General features: G+C 70.8%; 26 protein-coding genes and 1 riboswitch. Of the genes, 8 read left to right on the forward strand and 18 right to left on the reverse strand.

Annotation, left to right across the window (positions count from 1 at the left end):
• Positions 1–262: 262 nt before the first annotated feature.
• Together ACQPZZ_RS03780 and ACQPZZ_RS03785 are read right to left on the reverse strand one after the other, a co-directional pair.
• Entirely contained in the window at positions 263–1,600 is a 1,338-nt protein-coding gene (locus ACQPZZ_RS03780) for a cellulose binding domain-containing protein (RefSeq protein ID WP_432928955.1), read from the reverse strand.
• A gap of 691 nt (positions 1,601–2,291) precedes the next feature.
• Complete coding sequence (locus ACQPZZ_RS03785; RefSeq protein WP_432928957.1) at positions 2,292–3,215, reverse strand: helix-turn-helix transcriptional regulator; 924 nt, start codon at positions 3,213–3,215, stop codon at positions 2,292–2,294.
• 535 nt (positions 3,216–3,750) lie between these two features.
• Here ACQPZZ_RS03785 and ACQPZZ_RS03790 point away from each other — a divergent pair.
• Positions 3,751–3,993 (forward strand): hypothetical protein, encoded by a 243-nt coding sequence (locus ACQPZZ_RS03790; RefSeq protein ID WP_363634611.1) that lies wholly within the window; start codon positions 3,751–3,753, stop codon positions 3,991–3,993.
• A 295-nt stretch (positions 3,994–4,288) separates the two neighbouring features.
• On the opposite strand, the gene ACQPZZ_RS03795 is transcribed toward ACQPZZ_RS03790, so the two are convergent.
• Together ACQPZZ_RS03795 and ACQPZZ_RS03800 are read right to left on the reverse strand one after the other, a co-directional pair.
• Positions 4,289–4,924: a transcriptional regulator gene (locus ACQPZZ_RS03795; protein ID WP_432928959.1), complete on the reverse strand. Its 636-nt coding sequence runs from the start codon at positions 4,922–4,924 to the stop codon at positions 4,289–4,291.
• Positions 4,921–5,316 carry a DNA-binding protein gene (locus ACQPZZ_RS03800; protein WP_363634607.1) on the reverse strand — a complete coding sequence of 132 codons (396 nt, stop codon included), beginning with the start codon at positions 5,314–5,316 and terminating at the stop codon, positions 4,921–4,923. Before ACQPZZ_RS03800 ends, ACQPZZ_RS03795 begins: the two co-directional genes overlap by 4 nt.
• Positions 5,317–5,375: 59 nt before the next feature.
• Here ACQPZZ_RS03800 and ACQPZZ_RS03805 point away from each other — a divergent pair, with 59 nt between their 5' ends.
• Both ACQPZZ_RS03805 and ACQPZZ_RS03810 read left to right on the forward strand, forming a co-directional pair.
• Positions 5,376–6,659 carry a PEP/pyruvate-binding domain-containing protein gene (locus ACQPZZ_RS03805; RefSeq protein WP_432928962.1) on the forward strand — a complete coding sequence of 428 codons (1,284 nt, stop codon included), beginning with the start codon at positions 5,376–5,378 and terminating at the stop codon, positions 6,657–6,659.
• 91 nt (positions 6,660–6,750) lie between these two features.
• Positions 6,751–7,320 carry a TOPRIM nucleotidyl transferase/hydrolase domain-containing protein gene (locus tag ACQPZZ_RS03810; protein WP_432928964.1) on the forward strand — a complete coding sequence of 190 codons (570 nt, stop codon included), beginning with the start codon at positions 6,751–6,753 and terminating at the stop codon, positions 7,318–7,320.
• A 70-nt stretch (positions 7,321–7,390) separates the two neighbouring features.
• Here the strand turns inward: ACQPZZ_RS03810 and ACQPZZ_RS03815 are convergent, their stop codons facing one another.
• From ACQPZZ_RS03815 to ACQPZZ_RS03830, 4 genes are all read right to left on the reverse strand, one after another.
• Positions 7,391–7,885, reverse strand: coding sequence for a C40 family peptidase (locus ACQPZZ_RS03815; RefSeq protein WP_432928966.1), 495 nt, complete (start codon positions 7,883–7,885; stop codon positions 7,391–7,393).
• 130 nt (positions 7,886–8,015) lie between these two features.
• Positions 8,016–8,173, reverse strand: a riboswitch (cyclic di-AMP (ydaO/yuaA leader).
• 321 nt (positions 8,174–8,494) lie between these two features.
• Entirely contained in the window at positions 8,495–9,583 is a 1,089-nt protein-coding gene (locus tag ACQPZZ_RS03820; protein ID WP_432928968.1) for a hypothetical protein, read from the reverse strand.
• 70 nt (positions 9,584–9,653) lie between these two features.
• Positions 9,654–10,559, reverse strand: a complete 906-nt coding sequence (locus tag ACQPZZ_RS03825; protein WP_432928970.1) for a hypothetical protein — start codon at positions 10,557–10,559, stop codon at positions 9,654–9,656.
• A gap of 109 nt (positions 10,560–10,668) precedes the next feature.
• Positions 10,669–11,907: an FAD-dependent monooxygenase gene (locus ACQPZZ_RS03830; protein WP_432928972.1), complete on the reverse strand. Its 1,239-nt coding sequence runs from the start codon at positions 11,905–11,907 to the stop codon at positions 10,669–10,671.
• Between the two features lie 83 nt (positions 11,908–11,990).
• On the opposite strand from ACQPZZ_RS03830, the gene ACQPZZ_RS03835 reads away from it, so the two are divergent.
• On the forward strand, positions 11,991–12,572 hold the full coding sequence (locus ACQPZZ_RS03835; RefSeq protein WP_432928974.1) for a TetR/AcrR family transcriptional regulator: 582 nt from the start codon (positions 11,991–11,993) through the stop codon (positions 12,570–12,572).
• Between the two features lie 132 nt (positions 12,573–12,704).
• On the opposite strand, the gene ACQPZZ_RS03840 is transcribed toward ACQPZZ_RS03835, so the two are convergent.
• Positions 12,705–13,607, reverse strand: a complete 903-nt coding sequence (locus ACQPZZ_RS03840) for a pirin family protein (RefSeq protein ID WP_432928976.1) — start codon at positions 13,605–13,607, stop codon at positions 12,705–12,707.
• A 269-nt stretch (positions 13,608–13,876) separates the two neighbouring features.
• Here ACQPZZ_RS03840 and ACQPZZ_RS03845 point away from each other — a divergent pair, with 269 nt between their 5' ends.
• On the forward strand, positions 13,877–14,515 hold the full coding sequence (locus tag ACQPZZ_RS03845; RefSeq protein ID WP_432928978.1) for an HNH endonuclease family protein: 639 nt from the start codon (positions 13,877–13,879) through the stop codon (positions 14,513–14,515).
• Positions 14,516–14,527: 12 nt separating this feature from the next.
• Here ACQPZZ_RS03845 and ACQPZZ_RS03850 read toward each other — a convergent pair whose 3' ends face one another.
• The 7 genes from ACQPZZ_RS03850 to ACQPZZ_RS03880 all read right to left on the reverse strand — a co-directional run bounded on the left by ACQPZZ_RS03850 (position 14,528) and on the right by ACQPZZ_RS03880 (position 19,358).
• Positions 14,528–15,154: a GOLPH3/VPS74 family protein gene (locus tag ACQPZZ_RS03850; RefSeq protein ID WP_432928980.1), complete on the reverse strand. Its 627-nt coding sequence runs from the start codon at positions 15,152–15,154 to the stop codon at positions 14,528–14,530.
• A 15-nt stretch (positions 15,155–15,169) separates the two neighbouring features.
• Positions 15,170–15,445 (reverse strand): hypothetical protein, encoded by a 276-nt coding sequence (locus ACQPZZ_RS03855; RefSeq protein ID WP_432928983.1) that lies wholly within the window; start codon positions 15,443–15,445, stop codon positions 15,170–15,172.
• 3 nt (positions 15,446–15,448) lie between these two features.
• Positions 15,449–16,375, reverse strand: a complete 927-nt coding sequence (locus ACQPZZ_RS03860) for an SPFH domain-containing protein (protein WP_432928985.1) — start codon at positions 16,373–16,375, stop codon at positions 15,449–15,451.
• Between the two features lie 355 nt (positions 16,376–16,730).
• Complete coding sequence (locus ACQPZZ_RS03865) at positions 16,731–17,729, reverse strand: NAD(P)-dependent alcohol dehydrogenase (protein WP_432928987.1); 999 nt, start codon at positions 17,727–17,729, stop codon at positions 16,731–16,733.
• Positions 17,726–17,959 (reverse strand): helix-turn-helix transcriptional regulator, encoded by a 234-nt coding sequence (locus ACQPZZ_RS03870; protein WP_432928989.1) that lies wholly within the window; start codon positions 17,957–17,959, stop codon positions 17,726–17,728. The genes ACQPZZ_RS03865 and ACQPZZ_RS03870 overlap by 4 nt, the downstream gene beginning before the upstream one ends.
• Positions 17,953–18,381, reverse strand: a complete 429-nt coding sequence (locus tag ACQPZZ_RS03875) for a hypothetical protein (protein ID WP_432928991.1) — start codon at positions 18,379–18,381, stop codon at positions 17,953–17,955. The genes ACQPZZ_RS03870 and ACQPZZ_RS03875 overlap by 7 nt, the downstream gene beginning before the upstream one ends.
• 125 nt (positions 18,382–18,506) lie before the next feature.
• A complete protein-coding gene (locus ACQPZZ_RS03880; protein ID WP_432928993.1) occupies positions 18,507–19,358 on the reverse strand; it encodes a helix-turn-helix transcriptional regulator in 852 nt (283 codons plus the stop codon).
• Between the two features lie 167 nt (positions 19,359–19,525).
• On the opposite strand from ACQPZZ_RS03880, the gene ACQPZZ_RS03885 reads away from it, so the two are divergent.
• The gene (locus ACQPZZ_RS03885) at positions 19,526–20,410 is read left to right on the forward strand and encodes an NAD-dependent epimerase/dehydratase family protein (protein ID WP_432928995.1); all 885 of its coding nucleotides are present in this window, start codon (positions 19,526–19,528) and stop codon (positions 20,408–20,410) included.
• Positions 20,411–20,663: 253 nt separating this feature from the next.
• Here the strand turns inward: ACQPZZ_RS03885 and ACQPZZ_RS03890 are convergent, their stop codons facing one another.
• Positions 20,664–21,773, reverse strand: a complete 1,110-nt coding sequence (locus tag ACQPZZ_RS03890; RefSeq protein WP_432928997.1) for a HesA/MoeB/ThiF family protein — start codon at positions 21,771–21,773, stop codon at positions 20,664–20,666.
• Positions 21,774–21,923: 150 nt separating this feature from the next.
• Here ACQPZZ_RS03890 and ACQPZZ_RS03895 point away from each other — a divergent pair, with 150 nt between their 5' ends.
• Both ACQPZZ_RS03895 and ACQPZZ_RS03900 read left to right on the forward strand, forming a co-directional pair.
• Positions 21,924–22,886, forward strand: coding sequence for a lytic murein transglycosylase (locus ACQPZZ_RS03895; protein WP_432928999.1), 963 nt, complete (start codon positions 21,924–21,926; stop codon positions 22,884–22,886).
• 317 nt (positions 22,887–23,203) lie between these two features.
• Positions 23,204–23,971: a hypothetical protein gene (locus ACQPZZ_RS03900; protein WP_432929001.1), complete on the forward strand. Its 768-nt coding sequence runs from the start codon at positions 23,204–23,206 to the stop codon at positions 23,969–23,971.
• Here the strand turns inward: ACQPZZ_RS03900 and ACQPZZ_RS03905 are convergent.
• Entirely contained in the window at positions 23,956–26,097 is a 2,142-nt protein-coding gene (locus ACQPZZ_RS03905) for a glycoside hydrolase family 6 protein (RefSeq protein ID WP_432929003.1), read from the reverse strand. The genes ACQPZZ_RS03900 and ACQPZZ_RS03905 overlap by 16 nt on opposite strands.
• Between the last annotated feature and the right edge of the window lie 48 nt (positions 26,098–26,145).

The raw sequence follows: 26,145 nt of genomic DNA on the forward strand, positions 1-26,145 counted from the left end.
TGCCACCAGCAATACCTCTTCACGGTGCCGCCGAACGGTTGCGGCGCCTCCTGCCCCGTCGGCCTGACCGCGGGTGACGCTTGGTGGTGCAGGAACCAGCCGAGCCCGGAGCCCGGGCTGCCCGGGGCGGCGCAGCCGCGCTGATCCGACGGTCATGACGATCGGCTCGATCTGCGGCATCTGAAGGGAACGAGCTTCGTACGCGCGGAAGGGTCCGGGGGTGGAGTCCGGTCGGGCGCCACCCCCGGGTGTTCCTTGCCGATCAGGCGATGGTGCAGGGGCTTCCGTTGAGGGTGAACGCGGTGGGTTTGGCGGCGTTGCCGGTGTGGGTGGCCTGGAAGCCGATCTGGACGGAGGCCCCGGAGGGCAGCGAGCCGTTGTAACTGACGTTCTTCGCCGTGACCTGTCCGCTGTTCGGCGAGTAGGTGGCGTTCCAGCCGTTGGTGATGGTCTGTCCGCCGGGCAGGGTGAAGGCCAGCGACCAGCCGTTGAGGGCGGAGGAGCCGGTGTTGGTGATGGTGATGTCCTCGGTCAGCCCGTTGCCCCAGGCGTTGACGGTGGCGCTGACGCGGCAGGCGCCCGATCCACCACTGCTGGGGGACGTCGACGGGGAGGGCGAGGGCGAGGGTGACGTCGGCGAGGACGGGGACGGGGAGGGAGAAGGAGACGTCGACGGACCGGACTGGAACTGTGTGAAGAACTTCCACACCTCAGCCGAGGTCCAGGTCCTGGCACCGCTGGTGGAGGTGGATCCGTCGTTCGGAGAGGGGGTGTGGTCTCCGTCGAACGCGGCCCACACGACCGGGTACCCGTCCCGGCACCCCGAGTAGGCGGTGATGATGTGCGTCAGGCTGCCCTGCGCGGGCTCCCGCGGGTTCATGGGGGTGCAGCCGTTGTTCGTGACGAACCTGTCGCGCAGCGACCGTCCGTTGGAGATGTTGAGCACCGAGTCATGGGTGCCGTGAATCCCCATGTACGCGACCGGCTGCGTGCCGCCGCTGCACCCGCTGAGCTGCGCGCCGGAGTAGACCGCGACCGCACGGAAGATCGTCGGCCGGGCACACGCGACCGCGAAGCTCATGGCGCCGCCGTAGCTCCACCCCATGGCGAAGCGCTGCGTGGTGTCGACACACAGGTTGCTCTCGACGAGCCTCAGCACGTCGTCGGTGAAGGTCAGGTCTTCACCGTTGGTATTGCCCCAGCCGTTGTTGATGCCCTGGGGCGCGATGAAGATCGTGCTGTTGTTCGACAGTTGTTTGAGTCCGTAGTAGGACCAGACGGCTCCGTCCGATCCGCCCGTGTCGACGATTTGGGCGGTGCCGTTCAACCAGTGGTACGCGAAGATCAACCGGTAGGGGCGGTTGTTGTCGTAGTTGTCGGGAATTCTCAGGATCCAGCTGCGATTCTTGCCGCTGGTCGTGATCGTCTGTGAGCCGCTTCTCAGTGTCGGGGTCTTGCCGCATCCGGCGGTCGCCGCTGCGACGGCGCTGGTCGAGGACGACGTGGTCGCGCCGAGGCTGTCGCTCAGTGCCATGCGTCCCGTACCCAGGACGAGAAGCGCGGCGGCCGCGACAGTGGCGAAGATGGATCTCTGTCTCAACTTCACGCAACTCCCTTTGCCGTTCGAAAATCGACATGCGTCGATAGGGAAGCCGTTGGTTTCTCTCATCCGGTGGAGCGTCCGCAGCCGGCATGTGCACGCATGCCGGTCGAGCGGCCTCCCCGGACGGACTCGAACGCTAAGTGAGCCCACCGTCAGTCGACCCGGAGCGGCGCGGCGACCGACCGTCGTCGGCCTGCGCGTGCTCGCCCCTTTCCCGCCGCAGAAAGAGCAAGGCGAGTTCAGATATCCGTTGGCGTTAGCATGGTGCTTGCCGGGTTTCTCCTCGGCGATTCCGATGAAAATGTGGCGGAGCTGCGGAATGTGGCTTCTCACCCGGTGAATACCGGATGAAGGCGGCCTGTGCCGGGCTCTGCCCAATGCAATCGGTTGCGTCTGGTCGAAACCAAAAGATGTTAACGCTAACAGTGACGGGGGCGGTCAAGTGCTCCTCTCTGCCGGGCGACTGGAGGTGGTGGTGGTGGGGAGCAAATATGAAGTCATGAGATCTGTCAAGGAATCGCCTTCTCCTTGGAAAGGATCCTCGCCTTCGGCCGTCCATTCCTTCGGGTTTGACCAGGACAGGAACCGCGGCCGCCTCCGACGTCGCGATGAAATTTTCATCGTCGACGGATTTCGGCTGCGACTATGAGGTGCGCGTTTGATGGTGTTCGAGCCGTTTGCGCGACGGCTACCGCGGACGCGGCGGCGCCGGTCGCCTGCCGTCGTCGGCGAGGTGCGTGGCAGGTGAGGGTGCGGCGTGAGGCTCACGGTCCTCGCCGGCGTCCGCGATGACTTTCAGGAGGCGTAGCCGCTCCTCATGCCCGGCCTTGGGAGTGAACACGATCATCAGCGGTCCGGGTGGGGGCTGCAGCGGATAGGCGTCCCACTCGACGGCGATGTCGCCGACGCGCGGGTGCCGGATGGTCTTGGTGCCGTGGACGATTTCCCTGACGTCGTGCCGTGCCCACAGCCGACGGAACTCCGGGCTGCCGATGCTCAGTTCATTCACGACCGCGACCGCCCGTGGATGATCCGGATCGGTGGCGACGGCGGCACGCAGGATGCCGATGTAGTCCAACGCCATGGCTTCCCAGCCCGGGCACCGCAGCCGGAAGGCCTCGTGAAACAGCATGAGTAGCACGTTGCGCCGGTCCGGTGGAAGGTCGCGGGGATCGCCCAGCAGCGCCGCGGCCAGGTTGTTCCATGCGAGCATGTCGAGGTGCCTGGTGGCCACGAACGCCGGCAGGTCTATCGCCGCCAGCAGCAGTCGGGTGTTCCTCGGCACCCGGTCCGCCGCACGGAGGGCCGGAAGCCGCGGTCTGCGCGCCAACTGCGCCAGCCTCATCAGGTGACGCCGTTCCACCTCGTCCATGCCGAGCGCGTCGGCGATCGAGTCCAGTAGCGCGTCGGAGGGGCGCACGTTTCTGCCCTGCTCCAGGCGTTGGTAGTAGTCGGTGCTCAGCCCGGCCAGAGCGGCGACCTCTTCGCGCCGGAGTCCCTCGACCTTTCGCCTCGGGCCGGGCTCCAGCCCGAGGTCCTGCGGAGTCGTCCTCTCGCGCCGAGAGCGCAGGAATATCCCGAGCTCCCGGGCCGCTGCCCGCTCGTTGCCCATGATTGAAGTTTGCATTACCACCGCGCGGCGATGGCGGCTCCACCCGGCCCAAGATTCACCGGCGGCTCCACCCGGCCCAAGATTCACCGAACGCGCACCGCCGGGTGTCCTCCTCCTGGCGGACGTGCTCGGCCGGTCGGCGTCCGCCGGACTCCGACGACCTTGTGCCGAGTGCGGCCACGACGCGCCCATGAAGTACGGAGCCGCCGCATCCGCCACAACGATCTTCTGCAATACCGCTGAAACATCACCCGGCCCGCGCCGTACGGCAAGCCGTCGAGCGCACTGCCGGTCGGCGGCGCGGGGACGCGGGCAGGAGCCTCGCCGGCATGGACCACCTGCGGGTTTCCCAATGGCCGCGAAGCCTTCAGGCTGCCGCCATAGCGCAGAACCGCCGGATCTCGGTAGGCATGCCAAACCCCGGTTCAGAAGATCCAGGGAGCCGTCCGTCGCGGACCCTACCGTCGGCGGTACGAGATCAACTCGCCGTGGGCTCCGGATCCGCCCCCAGCACCCGATCGATGGGAGTCGAAGCGTGAAACTCGGAACGCGCATCGCCGTCGTCGCGGCCGCCGCCGCCTCCAGCGCCGGTCTGCTCGCCGGCCCGGCACAGGCGGCCACGCTGATCAGCAGCTTCGCGCCCAGCGAGGCCGGAAAGTACATCTGCAATGCCGTGGAAGGCTACTTCGAGCAGAAGAAAGCCGAGGCCGAAGGGCACTCCGGTGACTGGTACTACTGCGAGGGGACGCCCAGCGGGTGGTACCTCTACGAACGCTGAGCCGTCCCGACCTTCCGGAGGACCGGTGGGTCGCATGGATACGGGCTCGTCGACCGGCGTCGACGCCGGAGACCCTTCTGCCCGGTGCCTCGCCGGGGTGACGACCTCGACGGAGGAGTAATCGGAATCACTGAGACCTCCGGGCGGCGGTCAGGCCTGCCCGGAGGTCTCGTTCGTCTTCTGGTCCGGCAAGCCCATGACGGGGCCACGGCGGGAGGACGACGTCGACCGGGGCCTGACCGCTTCGGCGTCTGTCCCTCCGTGGCCGTGGCGCGGAGCCGTCCGGAGATCGAGGTCAGGATTCCGCGTGCCGGTCGATGCCGAGCGTGGCGATGAGGTCTTCGTGGAGCTCGAACCAGACCCGATGGCAGGAGTCCACGTCGGTGCGGTCGACCCACGCGCCGTCCCCGGCTCGGGCGCGGGCCAGGGCTGTGGAGAACCGTGTGTCATATCCGCGGAACCGCGTGAGAACGCGGCAGAGCCGGTCCGCGAGTGGCGTGAGTGCCCGGTCGATGCAGGCGAGCTCATGGAGCACCTCGGCGTCCCAGACCGGATCGGAGTGGTCGTTGACGGCGAGCCGATCGCCGGCGGTGGGGCGGATCTGCCAGTCGGTGCAGGCGTGTAGCAGAAGGGCGTTCAGCGGGAGGAACCCGCGGTAGACGTCGCGGACCTCGTCGGCACCGCCGGCGCGGGTGAGTTCGGCCGCGAGCAGGCGCTCGTTCTCGGCCCGGCCGGGGTCGGTCAACGACCAGCCTCCGGTGCCGGCGAAGGCGGTGTGCTCGACCCAGCCACGCGCCTCGGCGTCGCGCAGCGCCTCTTTCGTCGTGGCCTCGTCGAGCCCGTACCGGCGGGCGATCACCGGAGTGTCCGCGAAGCCGGTGATACGCACGGCGTGCAGGACCAGGAGGCTGAGCGGAGACTCTCGCGTCATGAGTCGGCGTCCTGTCGCGCTGTCAGGCGCATGTAGTGCTGCTGGCACGCCTGAGGGGAGTTGAACCCCATCGCGTGCGCCATCTGCGCCCAGGTGAGACCCGCGCTCCTGGCGATGAACAGCAGGGCGGATTCGAGCCCTTCGACCTCGGCTCGTGCGGCGGGCAGGAGTGCGAGCGCGCTCAGGATGTCCTCCGGGTCCAGGCCGGCGTTGCGCCAGACGGCGAACTGCACGAGGTCGACCGCCGACGGCGGGGCGGGTGAGGGGCGCCATGGGCGGGCGTCGAGCTCGTCAGCGCCCAGGTCCAGAAGACGTGCACGCGCGTCCTGCTCACGCTGGGCCTGCACGTGATCGGAACCCACGCCGTACGCGCTGTCGTGCTTGCGTCGCATGCGTCCCAGCATGGACAATCAATAAACTATTGTCAACAATTTGTTGAGGAGCGGGGCGGATGATCGTACCCCTCATGGAGGCTGTCGCCGGCACCTGCGGGGGCAAGGCCGGTGCCCTCGGCGCATCGCTCCGCGCGGGTCTGCCCGTGCCCGACGGCTTTGTCGTCCCGTTCGCCGCCTATCTCGCCGCTGTCCGCGACCTGGACCTCGGACGGTTCGCCGGCGAGCCGGACGACGTCCACGCGGCGGCACGGACGATCGAGGCCCGGCCGGTCCACGCCGCCGTGATCGACGCGCTGGAACGCGCGCTCGGCGAGCTCGGTGATCCGCCCGTGGCGGTGAGATCATCGGCAGCGCGGGAGGACACCGCTCAGGCGTCGGCGGCCGGTCAGCACGAGAGCTTCCTCGCCGTGCACGGAGCCGGTGAGGTCGCCAAGGCCGTACGTGCCTGCTGGGCCTCGCTGTTCTCCCCGCGTGCCGTCGAATACCGGGCCGCCTCCGGCCGCGGCGGCCGACCGTCCGGCGACCCTGTGATGGCCGTCATCGTCCAACGCCACCTGGACGCCGAGGTGTCCGGGGTCATGTTCACCCCCGCGGACTCCGGCGACGCGACCCGGATCGAGGCGTCCTGGGGCCTCGGCCCCAGCGTCGTCGAGGGCAGGGTCACCCCCGACTCCTACCGGGTCACGGCAGACGGGTCGGTCACCCGCACCGTGGCGGACAAACAGCGGCGCCTTGACCGGCGCGGCACGCGGCTCGTCCTCCGTGACGTGCCCACCGGCTCCCGGAACCGGCCGGTGCTCGGCGACGTGACCGCCACGCGGCTGGCCGAGCTGGGCGGACGGATCGCCGCCGTGCTCGGTGGACCGCAGGACATCGAGTGGGCGATCGCCGACGGCCGCATCTGGGTTCTGCAGGCACGGCCGGTCACCGCCGCACCGCCACCACCGGCATCGCCCGCCGGCGCCTCGGACATGCCGGCCGTCACACTCACCGGGACGCCGGGCAGCCGCGGCACCGTGACCGGCACCGTGAGAATCGTCCGTGGGCGCGGTGACTTCGCGCGCGTGCGCCCGGGCGACATCCTCGTCTGCCCCCTCACCGACCCCGCGTGGACGCCGCTCCTGCGCATCGCCGCCGGCGTCGTCACCGAAACCGGAGGCGTGCTCTCCCACGCCGCGATCGTCGCTCGGGAACGCGCCATCCCCGCCGTCCTCGGCATCCCGAACGCGACGAGCAGGCTTCGCGACGGCACCGTCGTCACCATCGACGGCACCACCGGCACCGCCACGGCGGAGCCCGGAATCATCGCGGGCACTGAGGCGAACGCGGGCTCGACGTAGCCGGCCACGCTGCCGCTCCCGCTGAACGTGGGTTCCGATGAGGAGGAAAAACCGGTACGGACTTCACCAGATGGAGTGCGAGGCTGAGCGCGTGAACCGTACGCGCGCTGTGGTCCTGGTCGAGGGAATCAGTGACAAGTCGGCCGTCGAGACGTTGGCCGAGCGCCGCGGCCGGGACCTCGCGGCCGAAGGCATCTCCGTCGTGGCGATGGGCGGTGCCACGAACATCGGGACATATGCCGGCAGGTTCGGCCCCGCCGGTCGCGACCTCCGGCTGGCCGGTCTGTACGACGCCGGTGAAGAGGGCGCCTTCCGGAGGGGCCTCGAGCGCGCCGGCCTGGGATCAGACCTCGACAGGAGCGATCTGGAGACGCTCGGGTTCTTCGTGTGCGTGGCCGACCTGGAAGACGAGCTGATCCGCGCCCTCGGCACCGCCACGGTGGAACGCGTCCTCGATGCCGAGGGCGAGCTCCGCTCATTCCGCACACTCCAGAAGCAACCCGGATGGCGCGGGCGGAGCACTCACGACCAGCTGCGCCGGTTCATGGGATCAGGCGGCGGACGCAAGATCCGCTACTCGGGCCGACTCGTCGCGGCACTGGAGCCCGACCGCGTGCCACGGCCGTTGGACGGACTGCTGGCCCACCTGCGGCAGGGGTGAGCAGAGGCGGAGCTGCCCTGACGGTGCCCCGGCAGGGCAGCTCCGCCGGACGCCACTACGACGTCCCGGGTCAGACGCCGGGGCGTACGGCGGTCAGGAAGCCGTTCCTCCAGTAGCCGTTGAGCCTGTCGACGCTGACCACCGCGCCGCTGTGCGGCGCGCTGATCACCTTCTTGTGTCCCACGTACATGCCCACGTGGCCGCCGCCGCTGGTGAAGATGAGGTCGCCGGGCTTGATATGCGCCAGGGAGACCTTCCTCTTGGCGGCGTTGAGCATCGACCACGTCGTACGCGGGAGTTTGACGCCGGCCTTGCGCCAGGCGAACTGGACGAGCCCGGAGCAGTCGAACGCGTGCGGGCCTGTGGCGCCCCACACATAGGGGTCACCGAGGTGCTTTCTCACCACCTTGATGGCCCGCTCGGCCTTCTTCTGCTGGAGGGCGGCCTTGGTGAGCTTCTTGTCCGCGGCGTCCTCCGCCGCGGGAGCCGCGCTGGTGTTCGGGGTGACCCCCGTGACGGCGGGCTCGGGTGCGATGACCCCGGGGGCCGGGGGCGGAGCCGCCATCGTCTCCGAAGCGGCGGCCGCGGGCGGTGCGCCGAAGCCCGCTACGGAGGCGGTGAGCGCGGCGCTACCGACTGTGACGATGGCAATGCGGAGCAGAGTGGTGGGGTTGGTGGACAGGGGATCTCTCCCTACGGTCTTCCGCTTGCGCCTACCGGGTTAGCTGACGGATTCGGGCAGGGAAGTCGCCCTACGGCGCATGCGCGCCGATTCACCCCAGACCTTCGGCGAAGGTCGACTGGTTCCCCGGCTCCGGGCCTCCTTGCTGCTCGGATTCGGCATCACCGGCGCCCAGGGGGGCGGAGAGGACATGGCGGCGGTGACTGTGGATGGTCTCTTCCGAACACGGCCGGGCCGGGTTCGCCGCGGCGGCGCCACGGGGGCGCCGCCGTAGGGCAAGGAAACTACCAAGTAGCCCCATATCGCTGCAAAGGGGGCAAAAAGGCGTTAAAGGATCAAAAGGAAAAATCGCAGGTCAGTGCACAGGTGAGGGTGTTTTTTGTGACGCTCATCACACCGTGAGAGGGTGACCTCCACGGCGTTCGGGCATGCGCCGGGCCGAGAGCCGGCCGTGCCCGTGCTGAGAGCCGGCCATGCCCGCGGACGAGCCGGTCAGCGCGTGCGCCAGAACGCGCCGTTGGCCGAGGGGTCGTCGGGGTCGCCCTGCGGCACGGTGAATCCCGCGCCCCACACCGTCGCCGTCCCGGGCCTGCGCGCGATCGAGAACAGGACGGCGTCGGTGCCGGCCTTATGGGGGAGCGGGGCGCCGCGCCACCCGGAACCCGTGACGTGCCACAAGCTGGGGTTCCAGCTGCCCTGCACGACCCACACGCCGCCCTGACCGTCGGGCTCCACCTCCGTGTACGGCTGCGCGTTGGCGGCGCCGATCGAGGTGTCCCATGACCTGCCGTTCCAGTGCATGACCAGGGTGCGGCCGTAGGTCACGTCGTCGCCCTCGTCGTCGGCGCCCTCCCAGGTGACGCCGCCGACGGCCCATACGTTCGCCGGGCTCACGACGGCGATGTCGTTGAGGACCGCAGCCGCGTCGGGAGCGGGCAGCTTGATCGCGGGCGTGGGCGCCAGTGCCCAGGACCTTCCGTTCCACCGCATGATCGCGGGACGGTCGCCCGTGGTTCCCGCCGCCCAGACGTCACCGGCGGTGAAGGCGTCGACGGCGGCGGCGCGGGCCGGCAGCCGGACGCTCTTCCAGGAGGACCCGTTCCAGTGCCTGGCCGAGGCCGAGGACTCGGCGACCGCCCAGACGTCCTTCGCGCCCGCCGCGTCGGCGTCCGTCGCCGAGAAGCCGCCGAGCGAGAGGGTGGTCCACGCGCGGCCGTTCCACCGGGCGGCCTTCCCCGGGCCGAAGACCCATACATCCCTGTTCGAGGTCGCCGTCACGGCCTTCAGCTCGTACGGCGGGCTGCCGGGGATCACCGTCCACGAGCCGCCGTCGAACCGCTGGACCAGCCCCCGCTGCCTGCCGTTCACGACCCGGTGACCGGCCGCCCACACCGATCCGTTGCCCAGGACCGTCACGTCGTTGAGTACGTCGTCCCCCGGCAGTGTGTTCACCCTGGTCAGCCGCCACGCCGACGCGGTCTGCCCGGCCTGCGGGCCCTGGTGGGTCACGCCGGAGGCCGCCACGGCCGGCATGCACGCCAGCCCGAGCGCCGTCACGGCCGAGACGAGTACGGTACGCATGGTGCTTCCCTTCCGCTCGCCAGTACGACGTCTGGGAGAGGGCATCCGTTCACACGGGTGACGGCCGGGCTCATTTCTTCTCCGTCCACGGCTCGTAGGCGCTGTCGCCCGGGAGCACCCAGGCCTTCGCGTCGGGCCTGGCGAGGCTGCGCAGCAGCGACGCCTTGCCGGTCGTCTTCGAGACCCGGTAGATCGCCACGCCCGTCTTGGTCTTCGACCGGACGATCAGGCGTCCCTTCTGGTCGAATTCGAGGTCGTCGATGTACTGCCCGCGAGGCAACCGCACGGTCACGGTGCGGCCCGCGCGGCCGGTGCGCAGGTCGAGCGGGCGCAGCCTGCGCAACGTGGGTGACGTGCCGACGAGCTCCACCGCCGTGTGGTGGTCGTTCGCCAGCGCGTCCGGCGACAGTTTCGCCTTCAGCCGCAACCGGGCACGCAGTCGCCGATCGAACACCGTCACCCGGCTCCCGCCCACCCTTCTCAGCAGCAGCCGCTCGCCGTCCGGGCTGAATCCGTCGAAGCTCCAGTCGTCCCTCCCCCCGGGATCCGACATCGTCGTGCCTTTCCGCAGGTCCACGAAGGCCCCCAGCGCCGGTGCGGAGTTCCCGACGATCACGAAACTCCCGTCATACGACACCCACGGCCACTCCTCGCCGATGTCGTACGCCTTGATCTCCCGTGACACCACCCTTTCCTTGCCGCTGGGGGTCCGTTCGACGAACAGGCCGTCCGACTTGCGGAAGTAGAAGAAGTGCCGTCCGTCCCCGCTGATCAGGAACGGCGCCCGCCAGCCGGCGTTGACCGCGTCGTCGGGTGCCGCGGCGAGCGCTTCCGGCACCTTCACCACGTTTCCGTCGGTCAGGACCAGTTCCCACGCCTGGGTCAGCCGCGCGTACGCGATCGTGGCCGGAGTGGCGGCCACCGCGGGCTGTCCGCTCAGCGGAACGGTGGCCAGGAGAAGTGCCGCGAGAGCCATGCGCAATCTCATGCCGGGTGAGATGCCGGGGAACCTCGGAATGTTCCGGATTCGGGCCTGATCCCCCGCGATCGGCGTTCGCTGATCGCGCGGATGACGGTGTCCGCGGCTACGCGGCCGGCGTTCGGTAATCCCTGATCGTGATCGCGGTCGCGGCCCTGCGGATGGGCTCGGTGACCCGCTCGATCATGCGGTCTTTGCCCGGCAGGTGCGGCATCAGCCGCAACATCAGCATCTGGAACCGGATCTGTGCCTTGGACTTCAGCACCATGCCCTTGAGGTTGTTCGCGGCGAGCTTCTGGTTCTCCTCCACGAAGTGCCGCATTTCCCGCTCGTACGCGGCGAACCCCCCGGCGTGGTCTCCTGCGGCGTGGTCTCCCGTGGCGTGGTCTGCTGCCGCCTCGGCGAGGCAGCCGGCGAGAACGTAGGCGCCGACCAGGGCCAGGCTGGTGCCCTGACCGGACGCGGGTGACGCGGCGTAGGCGGCGTCACCCACCAGGGCCACCCGGCCCGACGACCAGCGGTCCATGCGCACCTGGCTGATGGAGTCGAAGTAGAAGTCCGGCGCGTCCCACATCGCGTCGAGGAGACGCGGGACCTCCCAGCCCTGACCGGCGAAGATTTCGGCGAGCAGCTTCTTCTGCCGGTCGGCGTCCCGCCGGTCGTACTCCAGCGGCGGCGAGGAGAAGAGGAACATCGCCTTGGCGTCGTCGCCGCGCCCGGTGCTGTACATGCCGGTGCTTCTGCCGGGGGCCGGGTGCATCATCTCCGTGCGGTCCAGGTGGAGATGGTTCGGCACCGTGAAGATCGAGATGTGGTGCCCGAGGTCGTGGACGTACCGGGACTCCTCACCGAAGGCCAGCGCGCGGACGTTCGAGTGCAGGCCGTCGGCGCCCACCACCAGGTCGAACGTACGCGGGGAGCTGTTCGCGAAGGTGACGCGCACGCCGTCCGCGGTCTCCCGCAGGGCCGTGACGGAGTCGTCGAAGACGTACTCGACGGTGTCTCCGATCGCCGCGTGCAGGAGCCGGGTGAGGTCACCGCGCATGATCTCGACGTCGTCTCCCTCGCGGCCGCCGAACAGATCGGCGCTCATCGTGCCGGTCTGCCTGCCCCGCGCGTCGACGAAGCGTGCGACCCGCATGTCCGTGCTGTGCCGCCGCACCTCCTCCAGCAGCCCCATGCGGGCGACGACGTCGAGTGCCGCTCCCCGAATGTCGATCTTGTAGCCGCCGTCCCGCGGCGAGGGCGCGCGTTCCACGACGGTCACCGCGAAGCCGTGCTCGCGGAGCCAGAAAGCCAGCGTCAGGCCGGCGACGCTCCCGCCGGAGATCAGGATGTGCTTCATGACTGAGACTGTACAAACGTCTCAATCAAATGTCTAGGACAGATGTGCAAGACGTTTGTCCGGACGTCGGCTAAGCTCCGACCATGGGAAACCGGGAAGATCTGCTCGCGGGAGCCAAGCGCTGCCTGATGGAGAAGGGATATTCCGGCACCACCGCGCGGGACATCGCGGCGGCCGCCGGCACGAGCCTCGCCGCCATCGGCTATCACTTCAGATCGACCAAGGCGCTGCTCAACGCGGCTCTCATCGAGGCGATGGAGGAATGGGGAAAGGAGGTCGAGCAGACTCTCGCCGCCGACGCGTCGCTCAGCGACGCCCCCGCACAGCGATTCGAGGCGACCTGGACGCGAATCATCGAGTCCTTCGCCAGGCTGCGGCCGCTCTGGGCCATTCAGTTCGAGCTCATCGCGCAGATGGACCGTCTGCCCGAGTTGCGCGAGGCGTTCGCGGCCGCCAACCGGCAGGCGAGGCTGGGACTCGCGGCCATCTTCGAGAACCTGGATCCGGGCGCGGACGAGCGGAAGGCGATGGCCGTCGGCTCGTTCTACCAGGCGCTGCTCGGGGGGATGGCGACCCAGTGGCTCGTCGATCCCGATCACGCCCCGTCCGCGCGCGATCTTCTCGAAGCGCTGCGTACGGTCGGCGCGCGTCTTGGGCCGCAGTGACCGGCGGGGCCCGGAGGGTCGTACCGGAGTCGCGGTCCACGTCGGGCCCGCGTAGGGAACCGCGGCTCCACTGTCGAAGGCCGGCCGGGCGGCGGATGTGCGCGCCTGTCGGCCGGCCTTCCGGCGGGCAAGTCAGTCCGCTGCGGTCAGGGGGCCGTCGGCGTGCGGGACCCGCTCGGCGGGGACGACGCCCAGGCGGCCCGCCTGGTAGTCCTCCATCGCCTGGATGATCTCGGCGCGGGTGTTCATCACGAACGGCCCGTAGTGCACGACCGGCTCGCGGATCGGCCGCCCGCCGAGCAGCAGCACCTCCAGATTGGGCTCGGCCTGGGGCTGAGCGGTGTCCCCGGCGAGGCTCAGCGACCCGCCGGAGCCCAGGACGGCGAGCTGCCCCTTGCGGATCGGCCGCCGCTCGGCGCCCACGGAACCCTGACCGGCCAGCACGTAGGCGAGGGCGTTGAACTCCGGGTTCCACGGCAGGTCCAGCCGGGCGCCGGGGCTGACGGTCGCGTGCACCATCGTGATCGGGGTGAACGTGACGCCGGGGCCGGCGTTCCCGTCCAGCTCGCCGGCGATCACCCGCAGCAGCGCGCCGCCGTCGGCCGAGGCGAGCAGCGCCGCCTCACGCCCCCGGATGTCCTGGTAGCGGGGCAGGTGGAACTTGTGCGCGCGAGGAAGGTTCACCCACAGCTGGATGCCGTGGAAGAGCCCGCCCGAGACCACCAGGTGCTCCGGCGGCTTCTCGATGTGCAGCAGGCCGGACCCGGCGGTCATCCACTGGGTGTCGCCGTTGGTGATGGTGCCGCCGCCTCCGTTGGAGTCCTGGTGTTCGAAGACCCCGTCGATGATGTAGGTGACCGTCTCGAAGCCGCGGTGCGGATGCCACGGCGTGCCCTTCGGCTCGCCCGGGGCGTACTCGATCTCGCCCATCTGGTCCATGTGGATGAACGGGTCCAGCATGGCCTGCGGCACCCCGGCGAACGCGCGCCGTACGGGGAAGCCCTCGCCCTCGAAGCCGCTGGGCGCGGTCGTCACCGAGAGAACGGGGCGCGGTGCTGCGACGGCCGGATCCGGTACGGCGACTCGTGGCAGCGTCAGGGTGTCTGCGGTGACAGCGGGCATGGCCGCCCTTTCTGATTGAAACTTCAACTTTCGTTGTCTTGGAACCACACGTGATCGCCGGACATTCCCCTGGCGTCCCGGCAGCCCCGGATGTCCGGCGGGTGAGACGATTCCGCATCTGTTCCGTCGCATATCGTCACGGGCAGTGGGGAGAGACTGGTATGGCTGGAACCATGATCTTCATGAGTCGCACGCTCCGAGTCGCCGTACTGTCCTTTCTGGTCCTCCCGATCACCGCTGTCGCGCTCGCCCCGCAGGCCGCGGCCGACGCCCGCCAGCAGGCCGGCGCCGGGGCGACGGCCCGCCGCATGCTGGCTCATCTGAAGGTCGCCAAGCCGCTGTCGATCCGCGGGTACAGCCATCGGCGTTTCCAGCCCCGATGGGCGCACCACAAGGGGGAGTGCGACGCGCGGGAGGTGGTTCTCGCCCGCGACGGGCGGCGCGTACGCAGGAACGCGGCGTGCCAGGCCGTGAAGGGCGTCTGGCGCAGCCCGTACGACGGCAAGGTGCTGAAGAGCGTGAAGCAGACCGATGTCGACCACATCGTTCCCCTGGCCTACGCCTGGCGCTCCGGGGCCAAGAGGTGGAGCCAGGCCAAGCGGCGCGCGTTCGCCAACGACCTCACGCGTCCGGAGCTGGTCGTGGTGAGCCACTCGGTCAACATGGCCAAGGGAGGCAGGGGCCCGCAGAGCTGGCGTCCGCCGCGCCGCGGCTACTGGTGCCGCTACGCGACCTCGTGGATCACGGTGAAGCATCACTACCGTCTCTTCGTGACCCGGTCGGAGAAGGTCGCCCTGCTCAACATGCTCCGCACCTGCTGACGGTGGACGGCCTCAGCCTCCGCTCGCCGCGCGGGCCTGCTGGATGATCTTGCGGAGGGCCGGCGCCACCGGGCCGCCGCGCTCGGCCAGCTGGGCGATGCGCTGCTTGTGCGCCCGTCGTCTCGCTCGCGGGAGGACCGTTCCGAGCTCTCCCGCGGCGGCCAGGCCGACGAGGGCCGCCTCCCGGTCCCCGACCCGGGACACCGGACCGGTGAGCGCGCCGGAGACCCGCGTCGCCAGTCGTTTCACCACACGCGTGTCGCGTACGCGGACGTGATTCACGGTGAAGATCAGCAACGGCCGGTGCGGCTCCACCCTGATCCAGCGTCCCTTCTCCAGCTCGTCCCGCACCGCACGGACCGTCGCGCGGCCGTCCTTGCCGATCCAGTGCCGCCACGGCCGGGGCCCCGACTGGGCGAGCTGGTGCAGCAGGCCGTCGAGGACCGGGTCGGCGACCCGGTCCTCCGACACCACGCGCACCTTGCCGCCGTCGTCGGCGATCCGGCCGATGAGCAGCAGGTCCGTGAGCGCGGCTGCACGCAGCAGGTAGGGAAAACGGTGGTTCGTCACCACCCGCTCCTTGCGGGGGTCGTAGGCGAGCAGATAGAGCTGAGCCGTCAAGGAGGCGGGGACGTCCACGGGACTGCCTTCCTCTCAGTCGTCGTCGGGTGGGCCGGCGGTGGGAGCCTCCGGAGGCGGGGTCCGTCCGGGCGGCGTTTCTTCGGGTGGGGTCTTCTTCTTGGCCGGCCGGCCGCGCCGGGGGATGCGGCCGGCGTCGCCCGGAAGCCGGCCCGCCTCCGACAACGCCCGGCGCAGCAGGAACTCGATCTGCGCGTTGGTGCTGCGTAGTTCGTCGCCGGCCCAGCGGGCCAGCGCGTCGTGCACCGCGGGATCCAGCCGCAGCAGGATGCTCTTCCTTTCGGTCGCCACGGTCTAGTGGTACAGGGAACCGGTGTTCACCACGGGCTGCACGTCGCGATCGCCGCACAGGACGACGAGCAGGTTGCTGACCATGGTGGCCTTGCGCTCCTCGTCGAGCTCGATCACGTTGTGCTCGTCCAGGCGGGCCAGGGCGGCCTCGACCATGCCGACGGCGCCGTCCACGATTCGCTGACGGGCCGCGACGACCGCTCCGGCCTGCTGGCGGCGCAGCATCGCCTGTGCGATCTCGGGAGCGTACGCCAGGCGGGTGACGCGCGACTCGATGACCTTGACCCCGGCCGAGGCCACCCGTGCCTGGATCTCGGCGGACAGGCGGCCGGTGATCTCGTCCGCGTTCTGGCGCAGGGACAGCATGTCGTCGTGCCCGTCGTACGGGTAGCTGCCGGCGATGTGCCGGACCGCGGTCTCGGTCTGGAAGGCGACGAACTCCACGAAGTCGTCGACTTCGAAGACCGCCTTCGCCGTGTCCTCGACCTGCCAGACGACCACGGCGGCCATCTCGATCGGGTTGCCGTCGGCGTCGTTGACCTTCGTGATGTCGGTCTCGTGGTTGCGGATCCGGGTCGACACCTTGCGCTTCTGCGTGAAGGGAAGCACGAACCTGAGGCCGGGGGTGCGGACCGTGCCCACGTAACGGCCGAGCAGCTGGATCACCCGCGCCTCACCGGGGGCGACCGCGGTGAGGCCGGTCAGGACGACGAGGGCCGCCAGGAAGAGCAGCGCCCCGGCGGCGATCAGGACGGCTCCCGCGCCGCCGTCGCCGTCGGCCGCGAGGACGGCTCCGATCGGGATCAGCGCGGCCGGGCTCAGCAGGCACAGCAGAGCCAGGATCAGCATCGGCCATCCCGCGGAGGCGCGGGCCGTGCGCTCGTGGGTCTGGGGGGTGGGCATGTCGACCGCGATGCTCACATCTGTCATGTCTTCTCCTCGGTGTCTAGCACGACACTAGCAAAGTGATATCACTTTTCGCCAGAGCCGAGATCGTACGGGCCGCCGGCCCGGCCGTCAGGACATCCGGGTGTTCTGCTCGTGGCGGGGGCGGCTCACGGACTCCACGCCGCCGCCGGCGCCGCCGACGGGAAGACCTCGCGGTAGGACGGGTAGCCGGGCACGTCGGGCGGCAGAACATCGACCTCGGATGGTTCCGGCCCGGGGTGTCGCGGGCCTGGCCCGCCTGGTCCGCACGTCGCGCGTGCTCCGCGACGCGGGTGTTGTGCTGACCGAGGAAGAGTTCCAGGCCCCCAGAAGACCGAGCTGCCGGACCGCAGGTGAGTCAGGCCGTTTCCGCCACGGTGACGACGACCTTGCCGGCCGGATGTCCGCCCATCAGGTGGCGCAGCGCGCCGGGGGCGTCGCCGAGGGGGAAGACGCGGTCGATCGCCGGGACGACGGCTCCGGACTCGATGAGCCGGGTCAGCTCCTCCAGGTGCTCGGCGCGCTCGCGGGAGAGCATCGGGCGCAGCCGCTGCCCCCGGAACCCCGTGACCATCGACAGCAGCGGCGCCCGGAACGTGCGTCCCATGCCCCCGGTGAAGCGGTATGCGGCGTGCCCGCCGCCGACGATCACCAGCGTCCCGCGCGGCGTCAGGGCGCGCCGCAGCAGCGACAGCGGCCGGTTGCCCGCCGTGTCGACGACGACGTCGTAACGCGCGCCGTCGCGGTCGATCTCCTCGTGGGCGTAGTCGATGACGTCGTCGGCCCCGAGCGACCGCACGAAGTCCGCCTTCGCCGCCGCGCACACGCCGGTGACGCTCGCACCGAGCGCCTTGGCGATCTGCACGGCGAACGACCCCACGCCCCCCGCCGCGCCGATGACCATCACCCGCTGTCCCGGCCGTACGCCGCCGACGTCGCGGACGGCCTGCAGCGCCGTCATGCCGGAGACCGGCACCGCGGCGGCCTGCTCGAACGTGAGACCGGCCGGCTTCGGCGCGAGGCGGTCCTGCGGCGCCCTCGCGTACTCGGCGAGCGAGCCGCTCGGGCAGGTGCCGTACACCTCCTGACCGGGCCGGAAGCGGGTGACGCCGGCGCCGACGGCCGCCACCACCCCCGCGACGTCGCGGCCCCGCACGGGGACCTTGGGCCGGCGCAGCCCGAATCCCCCGACACGCGCGAGGTACGGCCGGCCGGTCATCAGGACCCAGACGCCGGGATCCACGGCGGCCGCGCGGACCTCGACGAGCACCTCCTCGTCGCCGATCGAGGGACGGTCGATGTCGCGTAATTCGAGCACGTCGGCCGGGCCGTACGTGTCCTGGACGATGGCTTTCACGTCGTCTCCTCGGGGAGGTCGGGATACTGGAACACGTCGTCGAGCGGGGCGCCGAACACCCGGGCGATCCGGAAGGCCATCTCCAGGGACGGCGAGTATCGGCCCTGCTCGATGGCGATGACGGTCTGTCTGGTCACGCCGATGCGTTCGGCGAGTTCGGCCTGGGTCATCTCGTCGTGGGCGAACCGCAGCGCGCGGATGCGGTTCGTCACACGGGTGGGCTTCACCACTCCGGAACGCTCCTGCGGTAGAGGATGATCTTGGTGGCATCGCTGAGGACCGCCGACAGGACGAAGAAGAGGTAGATCACGTTGGCGATCCAGAACCTGTCCCACTCCGCCACGGCCATGAGCATCGCCGCGAGCGCCCCGATGGCCACGAACGCCTGACCGGTGTAGTCGCCGAGGCGCCCGATCTCCTTGTCGCGGACGTCGATGACGCGCGAGGCCCGCGGGTTGACGATCGCCATCCCGATCTCGGCCACGATCGCCGCGGCGATCGCCCCGCCGATCGTCCACAGCAGGGCGGCGGTGTACGGCACGTCGGGTAGCGGGCCGCCGTCCGCCCGTCTGAGGACGGCGACGACGTACGCCGCGTAGGCGATCACGGCGACGACCAGCCTGATCCAGGCGCGCTTCTCCTCGTGAGTCATGATCGGAACCTCCTGATGTATGAAATCTTTGACATCTCCAAGGTAGCCAATCTTTGACCTCATGTACAGGTTTTTTTACATCGCACGCCGGGCGGCACCCCCGCCCGGCAGGAACCGGAGGGATGTCAGGCGCCGGCGGGCGCCTGCTCGGCGCCGATGACCTTGAGGAACTGGAGGGACTCGTAGGCCGGGGACCCGGGCTCGGCGGTGAAGATGACCACCTGCTGCTCCTGGTCGGGCACGGTCAGCACGTCGAAGTCCAGCTCGATCGGCCCGACGCGCGGGTGCCGCACGGTCTGGCGCAGATGCCGCTCGATGTGGAACCGCTGGGAGTTCCAGAGGCGGGCGAACTCCTCGCTCCCGGCCAGCAGCTCCTCGACCAGGCTCCTCAGCTCACGGCTGCCGGGATAACGGGTGACGGCGACGCGCAGGTAGCTGACCGCCGTGACGACGAAGCGCTCCGGGCTGCCCATGCCGTAGTGCCGCCGCTCGGGGTCGGGGTGCAGGAAGTAACGCCGGATGACGTTGCGCTCCCGGCCAGCCAGAGCGGAGAAGTCCTCGAACAGGGCCGCGGCCAGCGGGTTCCAGGCCAGCACGGCGCAGGTGTCGTCCACGACGATCGCGGCGGCGTCGGTCAGCCGGTTGAGCAGGTTCAGCGTGCTCGGCCGCACCTCGCGTACGGGTTCGGCGGACCGGCTCTCCTCCCGCTCCCCGGCCAGATGGAACAGGTGGGCCCGTTCCTGGTCCGACAGGCGCAGGGCGCGGGCGATGCCGTCGAGCACGCGCTGCGACGGATGCCTGCCGCGCGCCTGCTCCAGGCGGGTGTAGTGGTCCACCGAGATGTACGCGAGCTGGGCGACCTCCTCGCGCCGCAGCCCGGGGGTACGGCGGCGGCGTCCCTCGGGCAGGCCGACGTCGGCGGGGCCGACCTGCTCCCGCTTGCCGCGCAGGAACTTCGCCAGGCCGTGCTTGTCCATGTCCATGACGGTACGCCCGCAAGCGGGAGCGCCGGCCCGCGCAGCCACGGACTCCCGGTCCCTGGCTGTGCGGGACGGGCGGGCGCGACCGTGGAGTTGCACCGGCCTGCGGCGGCGGACACGGACCCGCCGAAGGTCAACCGATCCCAGCGAAAGGCAACATGATCATGCGGATTCTCATCACCGGTGCGAGCGGTTACGTCGGAGGAGTCGTGGCCGAGCACCTCGTCCGGGCCGGTCACGAGGTGGCCGCCCTGGCCAGGTCGGACCGGGCGCGCGAGCGGGTCGAGGGGCTGGGCGCGAAGGCGGTGCCGGGGAGCCTGCGGGACCTCGACGTCCTGCACGGGGCGGCCGCGACCGCGGAGGCGGTGGTGCACACGGCCGTGGACTACGCCGATCCCGAGATGGGCGAGATCGAGCGCGACGCCCTCGCGGCGCTGCTCGGCGGCCTGAACGGCGGAGGCGCGTTCGTCTACACCAGCACCGGGCTGGTCTACCCGGACACGCGGGGCGCCACCGTGGACGAGGATCACCCCGTCACCGCGGAGACCTCGCCGATGCCGTACAAGGTCCTCGGCGAGCGGCGGGTCCTGTCTGCGGGCCACGTGGCGGCCACGGTGATCCGGGCGGCGCTGGTCTACGGGCGCGGCGGGTCGGGGCTGCTGCAGGGGCTCATCGCCGGCGGCAGGCAGAGCGGGACGGTGCCCTACGTCGGCGAGGGCACCAACGCGTGGACATCGGTGCACGTCGACGACCTCGCCGCGTTGTACGTGGCCGCGGTCGAGCGCCGTACGCCCGGGGCCGTCGTCAACGCCGCCTCGGCCGAGCGGACAACGATGCGGCGGATCGCCGAGGCCGTCGCCGAGCTGACCGGCGCCCGGGCCGTGTCGATCACGCCGGAGCAGGCGGCCGCCGCGATGGGGCAGTCCGCCGGCGTGCTCACCCGGTCGTCGCCGATGGACGCCTCGCGGGCCCGGCGGCTGTTCGGGTGGGCCCCGGAGCGACCCGGGCTGATCGAGGACCTGACCACCGGCTCCTACGCACAGTCCTGATCGGCGGCCGGCCGGACGGCCCGCGCATCCCCTCGTACGGCGTACTCGGAGAGCGGCGTCTCCGCGCCGCGCCCGGCGGGCCTCGGGCCGGGTCCGGTGGTGGTCGGCGGGGGACCCCCACGACCCGCCGATCACGATGACCGGCCCTTTCCCGTCGCCTCCGGCGGGGACATGAAAACCGGTTCACGACCTGCCGGTTGACACAGGCAGTCAGGACATTCGATGGCCATTCCGCCGTCGTCGATTTCGGTCGTCAACCGAAATGGACTGTGTGCGTATCCCGTGCGCGTGCCCGTGTCCCGCACACCGGGCAGCCGGGACGCGGCGGATGGCGGACCCACACGTGATGGTCCGCGGCGATCAGGTTGACGCCCTGGATGGTGCCGACCGGGGGCACGGGCACCCCGGTCAGCAATCCCAGCAGCGCGTGAGCGACGAGCTGCCCGGACACGCCCGCGGAGGTGGCGATGACGCCGGCCCCGCCGAGGTCCACCGGCGTGCCGGGGCGGCGTCTCGCCTCCTCGCCGCTGCTCAGGCACTCGTAGCAGGCGCCCGCTCCCGGCGCGAAGCACCCCACGGTGACCAGCGGCCCGTTGTATCCGCCGCCGGCCCAGGGGATGCCCGCGGCGGCGCAGGCGCGGTTGGCCCACACCCTGATCTCGTGGCCGGTGGGCCGGTCCGCGCAGAGGGCGAGCGCGTCGCAGCCCGCGACCAGGTCGTCCAGCTCCCGCCTGCCGCCGATGTGGCGGCGTTCGCCCGTGACGGAGATGTCGGAGTTGACGGTGCGGAGTCGTTCGACCGCCACCTCCGCTTTGGGGCGCCCCACGTCGTCCTCGCCATAGAGCACCTGGCGGCTCAGGTTGGACAGCTCGACCAGATCCGGATCCACGCAGTGGATCGTGCCGACACCGCTGGCGGCGAGCGCCCAGGCCGCGTGGCTGCCCGTGCCGCCGAGGCCGAGCACCACGACCCGGGCGGACTTCAACCGGAGCTGGGTCTCCCAGCCGTGCGCGCGCGGCACGGCGTCGACCGTGCGGAAGAAGGCCTGGTTCCTGCTGTAGCGGTCGAGCTCGCGTTCGCTCAGCCCGGCCGGCGGCACGGCCGCGGCGTCCTCCACGTATCGGGTGGCGACCAGCTGCTCGACGATCGCCACGGCGTCCGGCACCTCCGGATGGGCCAGCCGCAGCCGCTCGGCGATCTCGTCGCGGGAGCGGGTGCCGTCCATCAGGGTGAGGGTCGTCCACACCCAGCCGTACGGGTCGGCGATTTCGGCGGCGATCCCGTAAATCTCGCCGCCGATGCGAACGGTGCCGTCCTCGTACCGGTGGGGCCGGTGCTCGAATTTCACCCGAGGCAGTTGCACGTGACGACGATTACTGTGCGATAACTGGGCGAGTCAACAGCGAATTTCAATCGGAGGAAAAAGGGGTCGTCCGTAACGTTCCCGACGTCCGGCGCCCCACCGCGCCGGACGAGGACATGGAACGGCGCCGCTGGGCATACGTTGGGGACGATGAACGATCAGCCTGCCGTGATCCCACCGCCGATGCCGCTCCGCAGGGCGCTGGCCGCCGTGCTCGCCGCCGTGGCCGTTCCGCTCTCGGGCTGCGGCGGCGCGGCGGGGGAGGCCGCCTCCGTCGCTCCGCGCGAGCGCCTGTCCCCGTCCACGTCGGCGTCCTCCGCGAGTCCGGCGCCGCAGCCGTCCGCACGCGACCTGCCCGTGCCGGACGAGGCGATCCCCAAGGACCCCGCCCGGCTGGCCGACGCCCTCAACCGTACGGCCGGGCACCTGCGCGACGCGATCGACGACTGGAGGCGTACGGGTGACCCCGCGAAGGGGGAGGCGCCCGAGCCCGTGGTCCTGCTGTCCCTGTACGAGCAGCGGGTGTACCGCTACCTCGCCCGCAACGCGAAGGTCGCGTCCCGGACGTACGGGAAGCTGCCGAAGGAGGAGGCCGCGCGGGCCCGGGACAACGTGACGGCCATCCGCGACCTGCTCTCCCTCGCGCACCCCGTCAGCGGACCGATCAAGATCAAGGTCGAGCGGGCGGAGCCGGCCGACGTCCTGCTCGCCGACTTCCGGCGCGCCGAGCGCCGGTTCGGCGTCGAGTGGGAGGTGCTGGCGGCGGTCATGCTCGTCGAGACCAAGTTCGGACGGGTGCGGTCGCCGAGCTACGTGGGCGCCAGAGGGCCGATGCAGTTCATGCCGGGCACCTGGAAGGCGTACGGCATGGGCGGCGACATCGACGACACCCGCGACGCCCTGCTCGCCGCGGCCAACTACCTCCACGCGTCGGGAGCGCCCCGCGACTACCGGCGCGCGCTGTACGCCTACAACCATTCGCAGGCCTACGTCGACGCGGTCCTGTCGCACGCACGCCAGATGAAGCGGGACATCAGGAACTACTACGCCTACTACACCTGGCAGGTCTACGTGATCACCACGAAGGGCGAGCGCCGCCTGACCGGCCCCTGACGGCGGCGACGCCGAGGCTCGGGGCGGCGCCCGGGAGAGGCGGTGGCGGGAGGGGCGGTGGCGGGAGGGTTCGTAACCAAAGCCGCTTTCCGCGCGACTCATCCTTGGGGATCGATCGCGTACGGGAGGTCGGCTGTGCGACGCCTGACGAGTGGTGCGGGGATGAAGCCGATCGGGATCCTCACTGTGGTGCCGCTCGCCGTGGTGGCGCTCGGCGTGACGATCTGGGGCCTGATGATCTGGGCTCGGGCCCGGCGCTCGCCGGCGTGACGCCCTGCGGGTTCGGACCTCCCCGCTCGTCCTGGGTGGAGACCTCCGTGACCATCGCGGAGCGCGGCCACGACACCCCCGTGATGACGAGCACGACGCGGGTCGGCGTCCCCCGTGACTGGGCGGGGTCCGCCGCTCTGCTCGGCGACGGGAGCGCGGTCGGCTGCCTGCTGCCGGACGGCGGCACACCGACCGTCACGACGTCGGCCGACGGCGCCGAAGTGGTGGCCCAGAGCACGCAGGAGATCCGTCTGGAGGACTACGACTCGCAGTGGGGCGAGGAGTCCGCCGGGCTGTGGGCGAGCCGCGAGCCCGGCGGGACCTGGTTCGTCGCACTGCTGCCCTCGCCCGGAGACGTTCCGTCCGGGCTGGCCGGGGCGCGCTGGCGGACCGTGGTCGTCAAGACGCCGGAGTCCCGGGTGCGCACGGTGACGCCTCTGCCGTCGCAGGTGCTCGGCCCACATGATCGGCCTGACGGACGGGGTGGCGATCGCCCTCCTGGCGGCGCCGCTCTGCGCGGCCGCGTGGCGTCGCGCGGGCCGGGCGTGTCGTGGTGGGCGAACGCCCGGCTCGCCGCGCGGTACGCGTCCTACGTGGGCGCGCCCGCCGCCGTGTTCCTCATCTGGGCCACCTGGAGCACCGACAGCCGGGGGCGCGACGGCTGGCTCGACCGGCTCGGCGACCCGAACGGGTTCTACGGCCTGGCCGGTGACCTGATACGTCCCGGCTCGTCGTCAGGGCCCGGCCGCCGAGAAGAGCGGATGCGGCTCCGGCGCTCGGGCCGGAGCCGCACCCGGCCTCAGAGCGCGGGGTAGGCGTTCTTCACCAGCATCACGAACTGCTCGTGGTGCCAGTCGCCGATCAGCGGCGCGTTGGGGAGAGCGCCGGTCGGCCGCCAGCCGTCCGTCCCGGGCGTGAGGGTGCCCTTGGGGTCGCACCTGTAGTCGATCAGCCGGTCGGAGCCCTCGGGCAGGAGCGGTCCGCCGACGCCGTCCGACTCGCCGGGCCGCTTGATCCACAGGTAGGCGTCGACACCGGGCGCGGGCGCCGCGACCGGCCGGGCCCCCAGCCCCGCACCGTCCTGGTTGCACTCGGCGGCGCGCGACGGACGCCTGTCGACGCGGCTCTCGTCCACGAACCTGTTGAGGTCGCTCGAAGTGCTCGCGGCCGTGGGCCGGGCCGGCCCGCCCCAGCCGTTGCGGGAGGTGTCGACGACCACGCCGAGAGAGCCGGGGAAGCCCTTGGCGATCAGGGCGCTGCGCATCGCGACGGCGTAGTCCCGTTCGTTCAGGTAGGGGTTCCAGTCGATGAACCTGCTCTGGAGGATCGGCTGGCCGCTCACGGTCTGGTTGGGGCCGGTCAGGAACGGCTCCTGGAGGGGGACGTAGTCGCCGACGTTCGTGGCGATGCCGTCGAGGCTGTTCAGGCCCCCCGTCGTGCCGCGAGCGGTCTCGGTGATGATGGCCGCGAGCGGCGTGAAGTTGGTCTCCCAGCCGGCCCATCCCGCGCTGCCCGCGTCCAGGTACGTGTAGACGTTCGGCAGGGACGACAGCTTGTCGAGGGCGTACCGGATGCCCGTCAGGTAGGCGCCCGACCCTGCCGCCTGCTCGCACGGATAGATGCCCTGGGAGGTCCCCACGATGAGGTCGATCAGGGCCCGCGGTTCGATGACGGTCACGACGCGCAGGTTCCGATACTCCGGCTTGGCCAGGAGGGCGGCGACGGGGTCCACGAACTCCGCCTTGTAGCGGTTGAGTCCGTTCCCCTGGATGTGCAGCTCGGCGTCGGAGACGCGCGACCGGCAGTCGCGGTCGGGCAGGTTGTGGAGCACGAGCGTGACGTACCCGGCGCCCTGGGTCACGGCGGTGTCGAGGTGGTCCTTGAGCGTACGGGTGACCCCGGAGCCGCCGGTGACGTCGGCGATCCGGTTCAGCCAGACCGCGGTGGGCGTCGTCTTCAGGCTCCGTATCTTCTGCGCGGTCGCGTCGTCCACCTTCGCGGCGGAGGACTCCACATCGGCCGCCCAGCCGGGGTCGACGTACCCCGTGGCGCCGGCGAACGGGTTGTCCACCGGCACGTCCGGGCTGGGACTGACGCTCGGGCTCGGGCTCGGCGAGGGATCGGCGGTGTCGTTGTCCTGCTCGGTGGCGGTCCACAGCACGGCGCTGGGCGCGGTGGCCTGGCTGCTGCGCGTGTCGAAGGTGGCGCTGCCGTTCACCGCGTCGTCGTCCTCGGCGGCGGCCACGGTGAGGGGCTGCGGGATGTTCCAGTTGTCCGGGGTGAAGGACGGGCTGTGGACGATCGTCAGGTCCTCGTCGCCGGTCATGTGGGCGGTGCCGATGGACACCGTGCCCTCGGGCCTGCGGCTGAGCGACACCTGGACGCTCGCCGTGCCCCCCTCGGGCACGGTGACCTGCTTGGGCTCGATGAGGATCCGCAGCGGGCCGGGTGACGGGCTCGCGCTGGGGCTGACGACCGGGCTCGGCGACATGTTCGGCAGGGTGCCCTGGCAGGGCACGCCGTTGACGGCGAAGTCCCTGGGCGCCGGGTTGCTCCCGGTCCAGGTGCCGTTGAACCCGAGATGAAGGGATCCGCCGGACGCCACCGTGCCGCCCCAGGACTCGTTCTCGGCGGTGACGCGATCGGCGAGCTGGGTCCACCGGGCCGACCAGCCCTGCGTGAGCTTCTGGGAGCCGGGGAAGGTGAACGTCAGCTTCCAACCCGACAGCGGGTCGCCGATGTTCTTGACGGTGAGCCCGGCCGTGAAGCCGCCGGAACCCGTGCCCCACTGGGTGCTCGAGTAGGTCACCTGGCAGGTGACCGCGGCGTCGGCGGACGCCGTGCCCAGGACCGATCCCGCCGCGGCCAGCGCCACGGCGGGGGCGACCGCCGCGACGGCCGTCAGGATCCTGCGGGCGAACCGATGATGGCCGAAGGGCATAAGCGATCGTCTCCAGGGTGACTTGACCAGTTCTGGCATCCGGCGCCC

The sequence above is a fragment of the Microbispora sp. CA-135349 genome, assembly GCF_050947365.1.
Lineage (GTDB): Bacteria > Actinomycetota > Actinomycetes > Streptosporangiales > Streptosporangiaceae > Microbispora.

Bases quoted from the DNA above. Each gene is read 5' to 3' on its own strand.
- ACQPZZ_RS03785 (WP_432928957.1), bottom strand. From the start codon at position 3,215: ATGGGCAACGAGCGGGCAGCGGCCCGGGAGCTCGGGATATTCCTGCGC.
- ACQPZZ_RS03795 (WP_432928959.1), bottom strand. From the start codon at position 4,924: ATGACGCGAGAGTCTCCGCTCAGCCTCCTGGTCCTGCACGCCGTGCGT.
- ACQPZZ_RS03800 (WP_363634607.1), bottom strand. From the start codon at position 5,316: ATGCGACGCAAGCACGACAGCGCGTACGGCGTGGGTTCCGATCACGTG.
- ACQPZZ_RS03805 (WP_432928962.1), top strand. From the start codon at position 5,376: ATGATCGTACCCCTCATGGAGGCTGTCGCCGGCACCTGCGGGGGCAAG.
- ACQPZZ_RS03815 (WP_432928966.1), bottom strand. From the start codon at position 7,885: ATGGCGGCTCCGCCCCCGGCCCCCGGGGTCATCGCACCCGAGCCCGCC.
- ACQPZZ_RS03820 (WP_432928968.1), bottom strand. From the start codon at position 9,583: ATGCGTACCGTACTCGTCTCGGCCGTGACGGCGCTCGGGCTGGCGTGC.
- ACQPZZ_RS03825 (WP_432928970.1), bottom strand. From the start codon at position 10,559: ATGGCTCTCGCGGCACTTCTCCTGGCCACCGTTCCGCTGAGCGGACAG.
- ACQPZZ_RS03830 (WP_432928972.1), bottom strand. From the start codon at position 11,907: ATGAAGCACATCCTGATCTCCGGCGGGAGCGTCGCCGGCCTGACGCTG.
- ACQPZZ_RS03835 (WP_432928974.1), top strand. From the start codon at position 11,991: ATGGGAAACCGGGAAGATCTGCTCGCGGGAGCCAAGCGCTGCCTGATG.
- ACQPZZ_RS03845 (WP_432928978.1), top strand. From the start codon at position 13,877: ATGAGTCGCACGCTCCGAGTCGCCGTACTGTCCTTTCTGGTCCTCCCG.
- ACQPZZ_RS03860 (WP_432928985.1), bottom strand. From the start codon at position 16,375: ATGACAGATGTGAGCATCGCGGTCGACATGCCCACCCCCCAGACCCAC.
- ACQPZZ_RS03875 (WP_432928991.1), bottom strand. From the start codon at position 18,381: ATGACTCACGAGGAGAAGCGCGCCTGGATCAGGCTGGTCGTCGCCGTG.
- ACQPZZ_RS03880 (WP_432928993.1), bottom strand. From the start codon at position 19,358: ATGGACAAGCACGGCCTGGCGAAGTTCCTGCGCGGCAAGCGGGAGCAG.
- ACQPZZ_RS03885 (WP_432928995.1), top strand. From the start codon at position 19,526: ATGCGGATTCTCATCACCGGTGCGAGCGGTTACGTCGGAGGAGTCGTG.
- ACQPZZ_RS03895 (WP_432928999.1), top strand. From the start codon at position 21,924: ATGAACGATCAGCCTGCCGTGATCCCACCGCCGATGCCGCTCCGCAGG.
- ACQPZZ_RS03905 (WP_432929003.1), bottom strand. From the start codon at position 26,097: ATGCCCTTCGGCCATCATCGGTTCGCCCGCAGGATCCTGACGGCCGTC.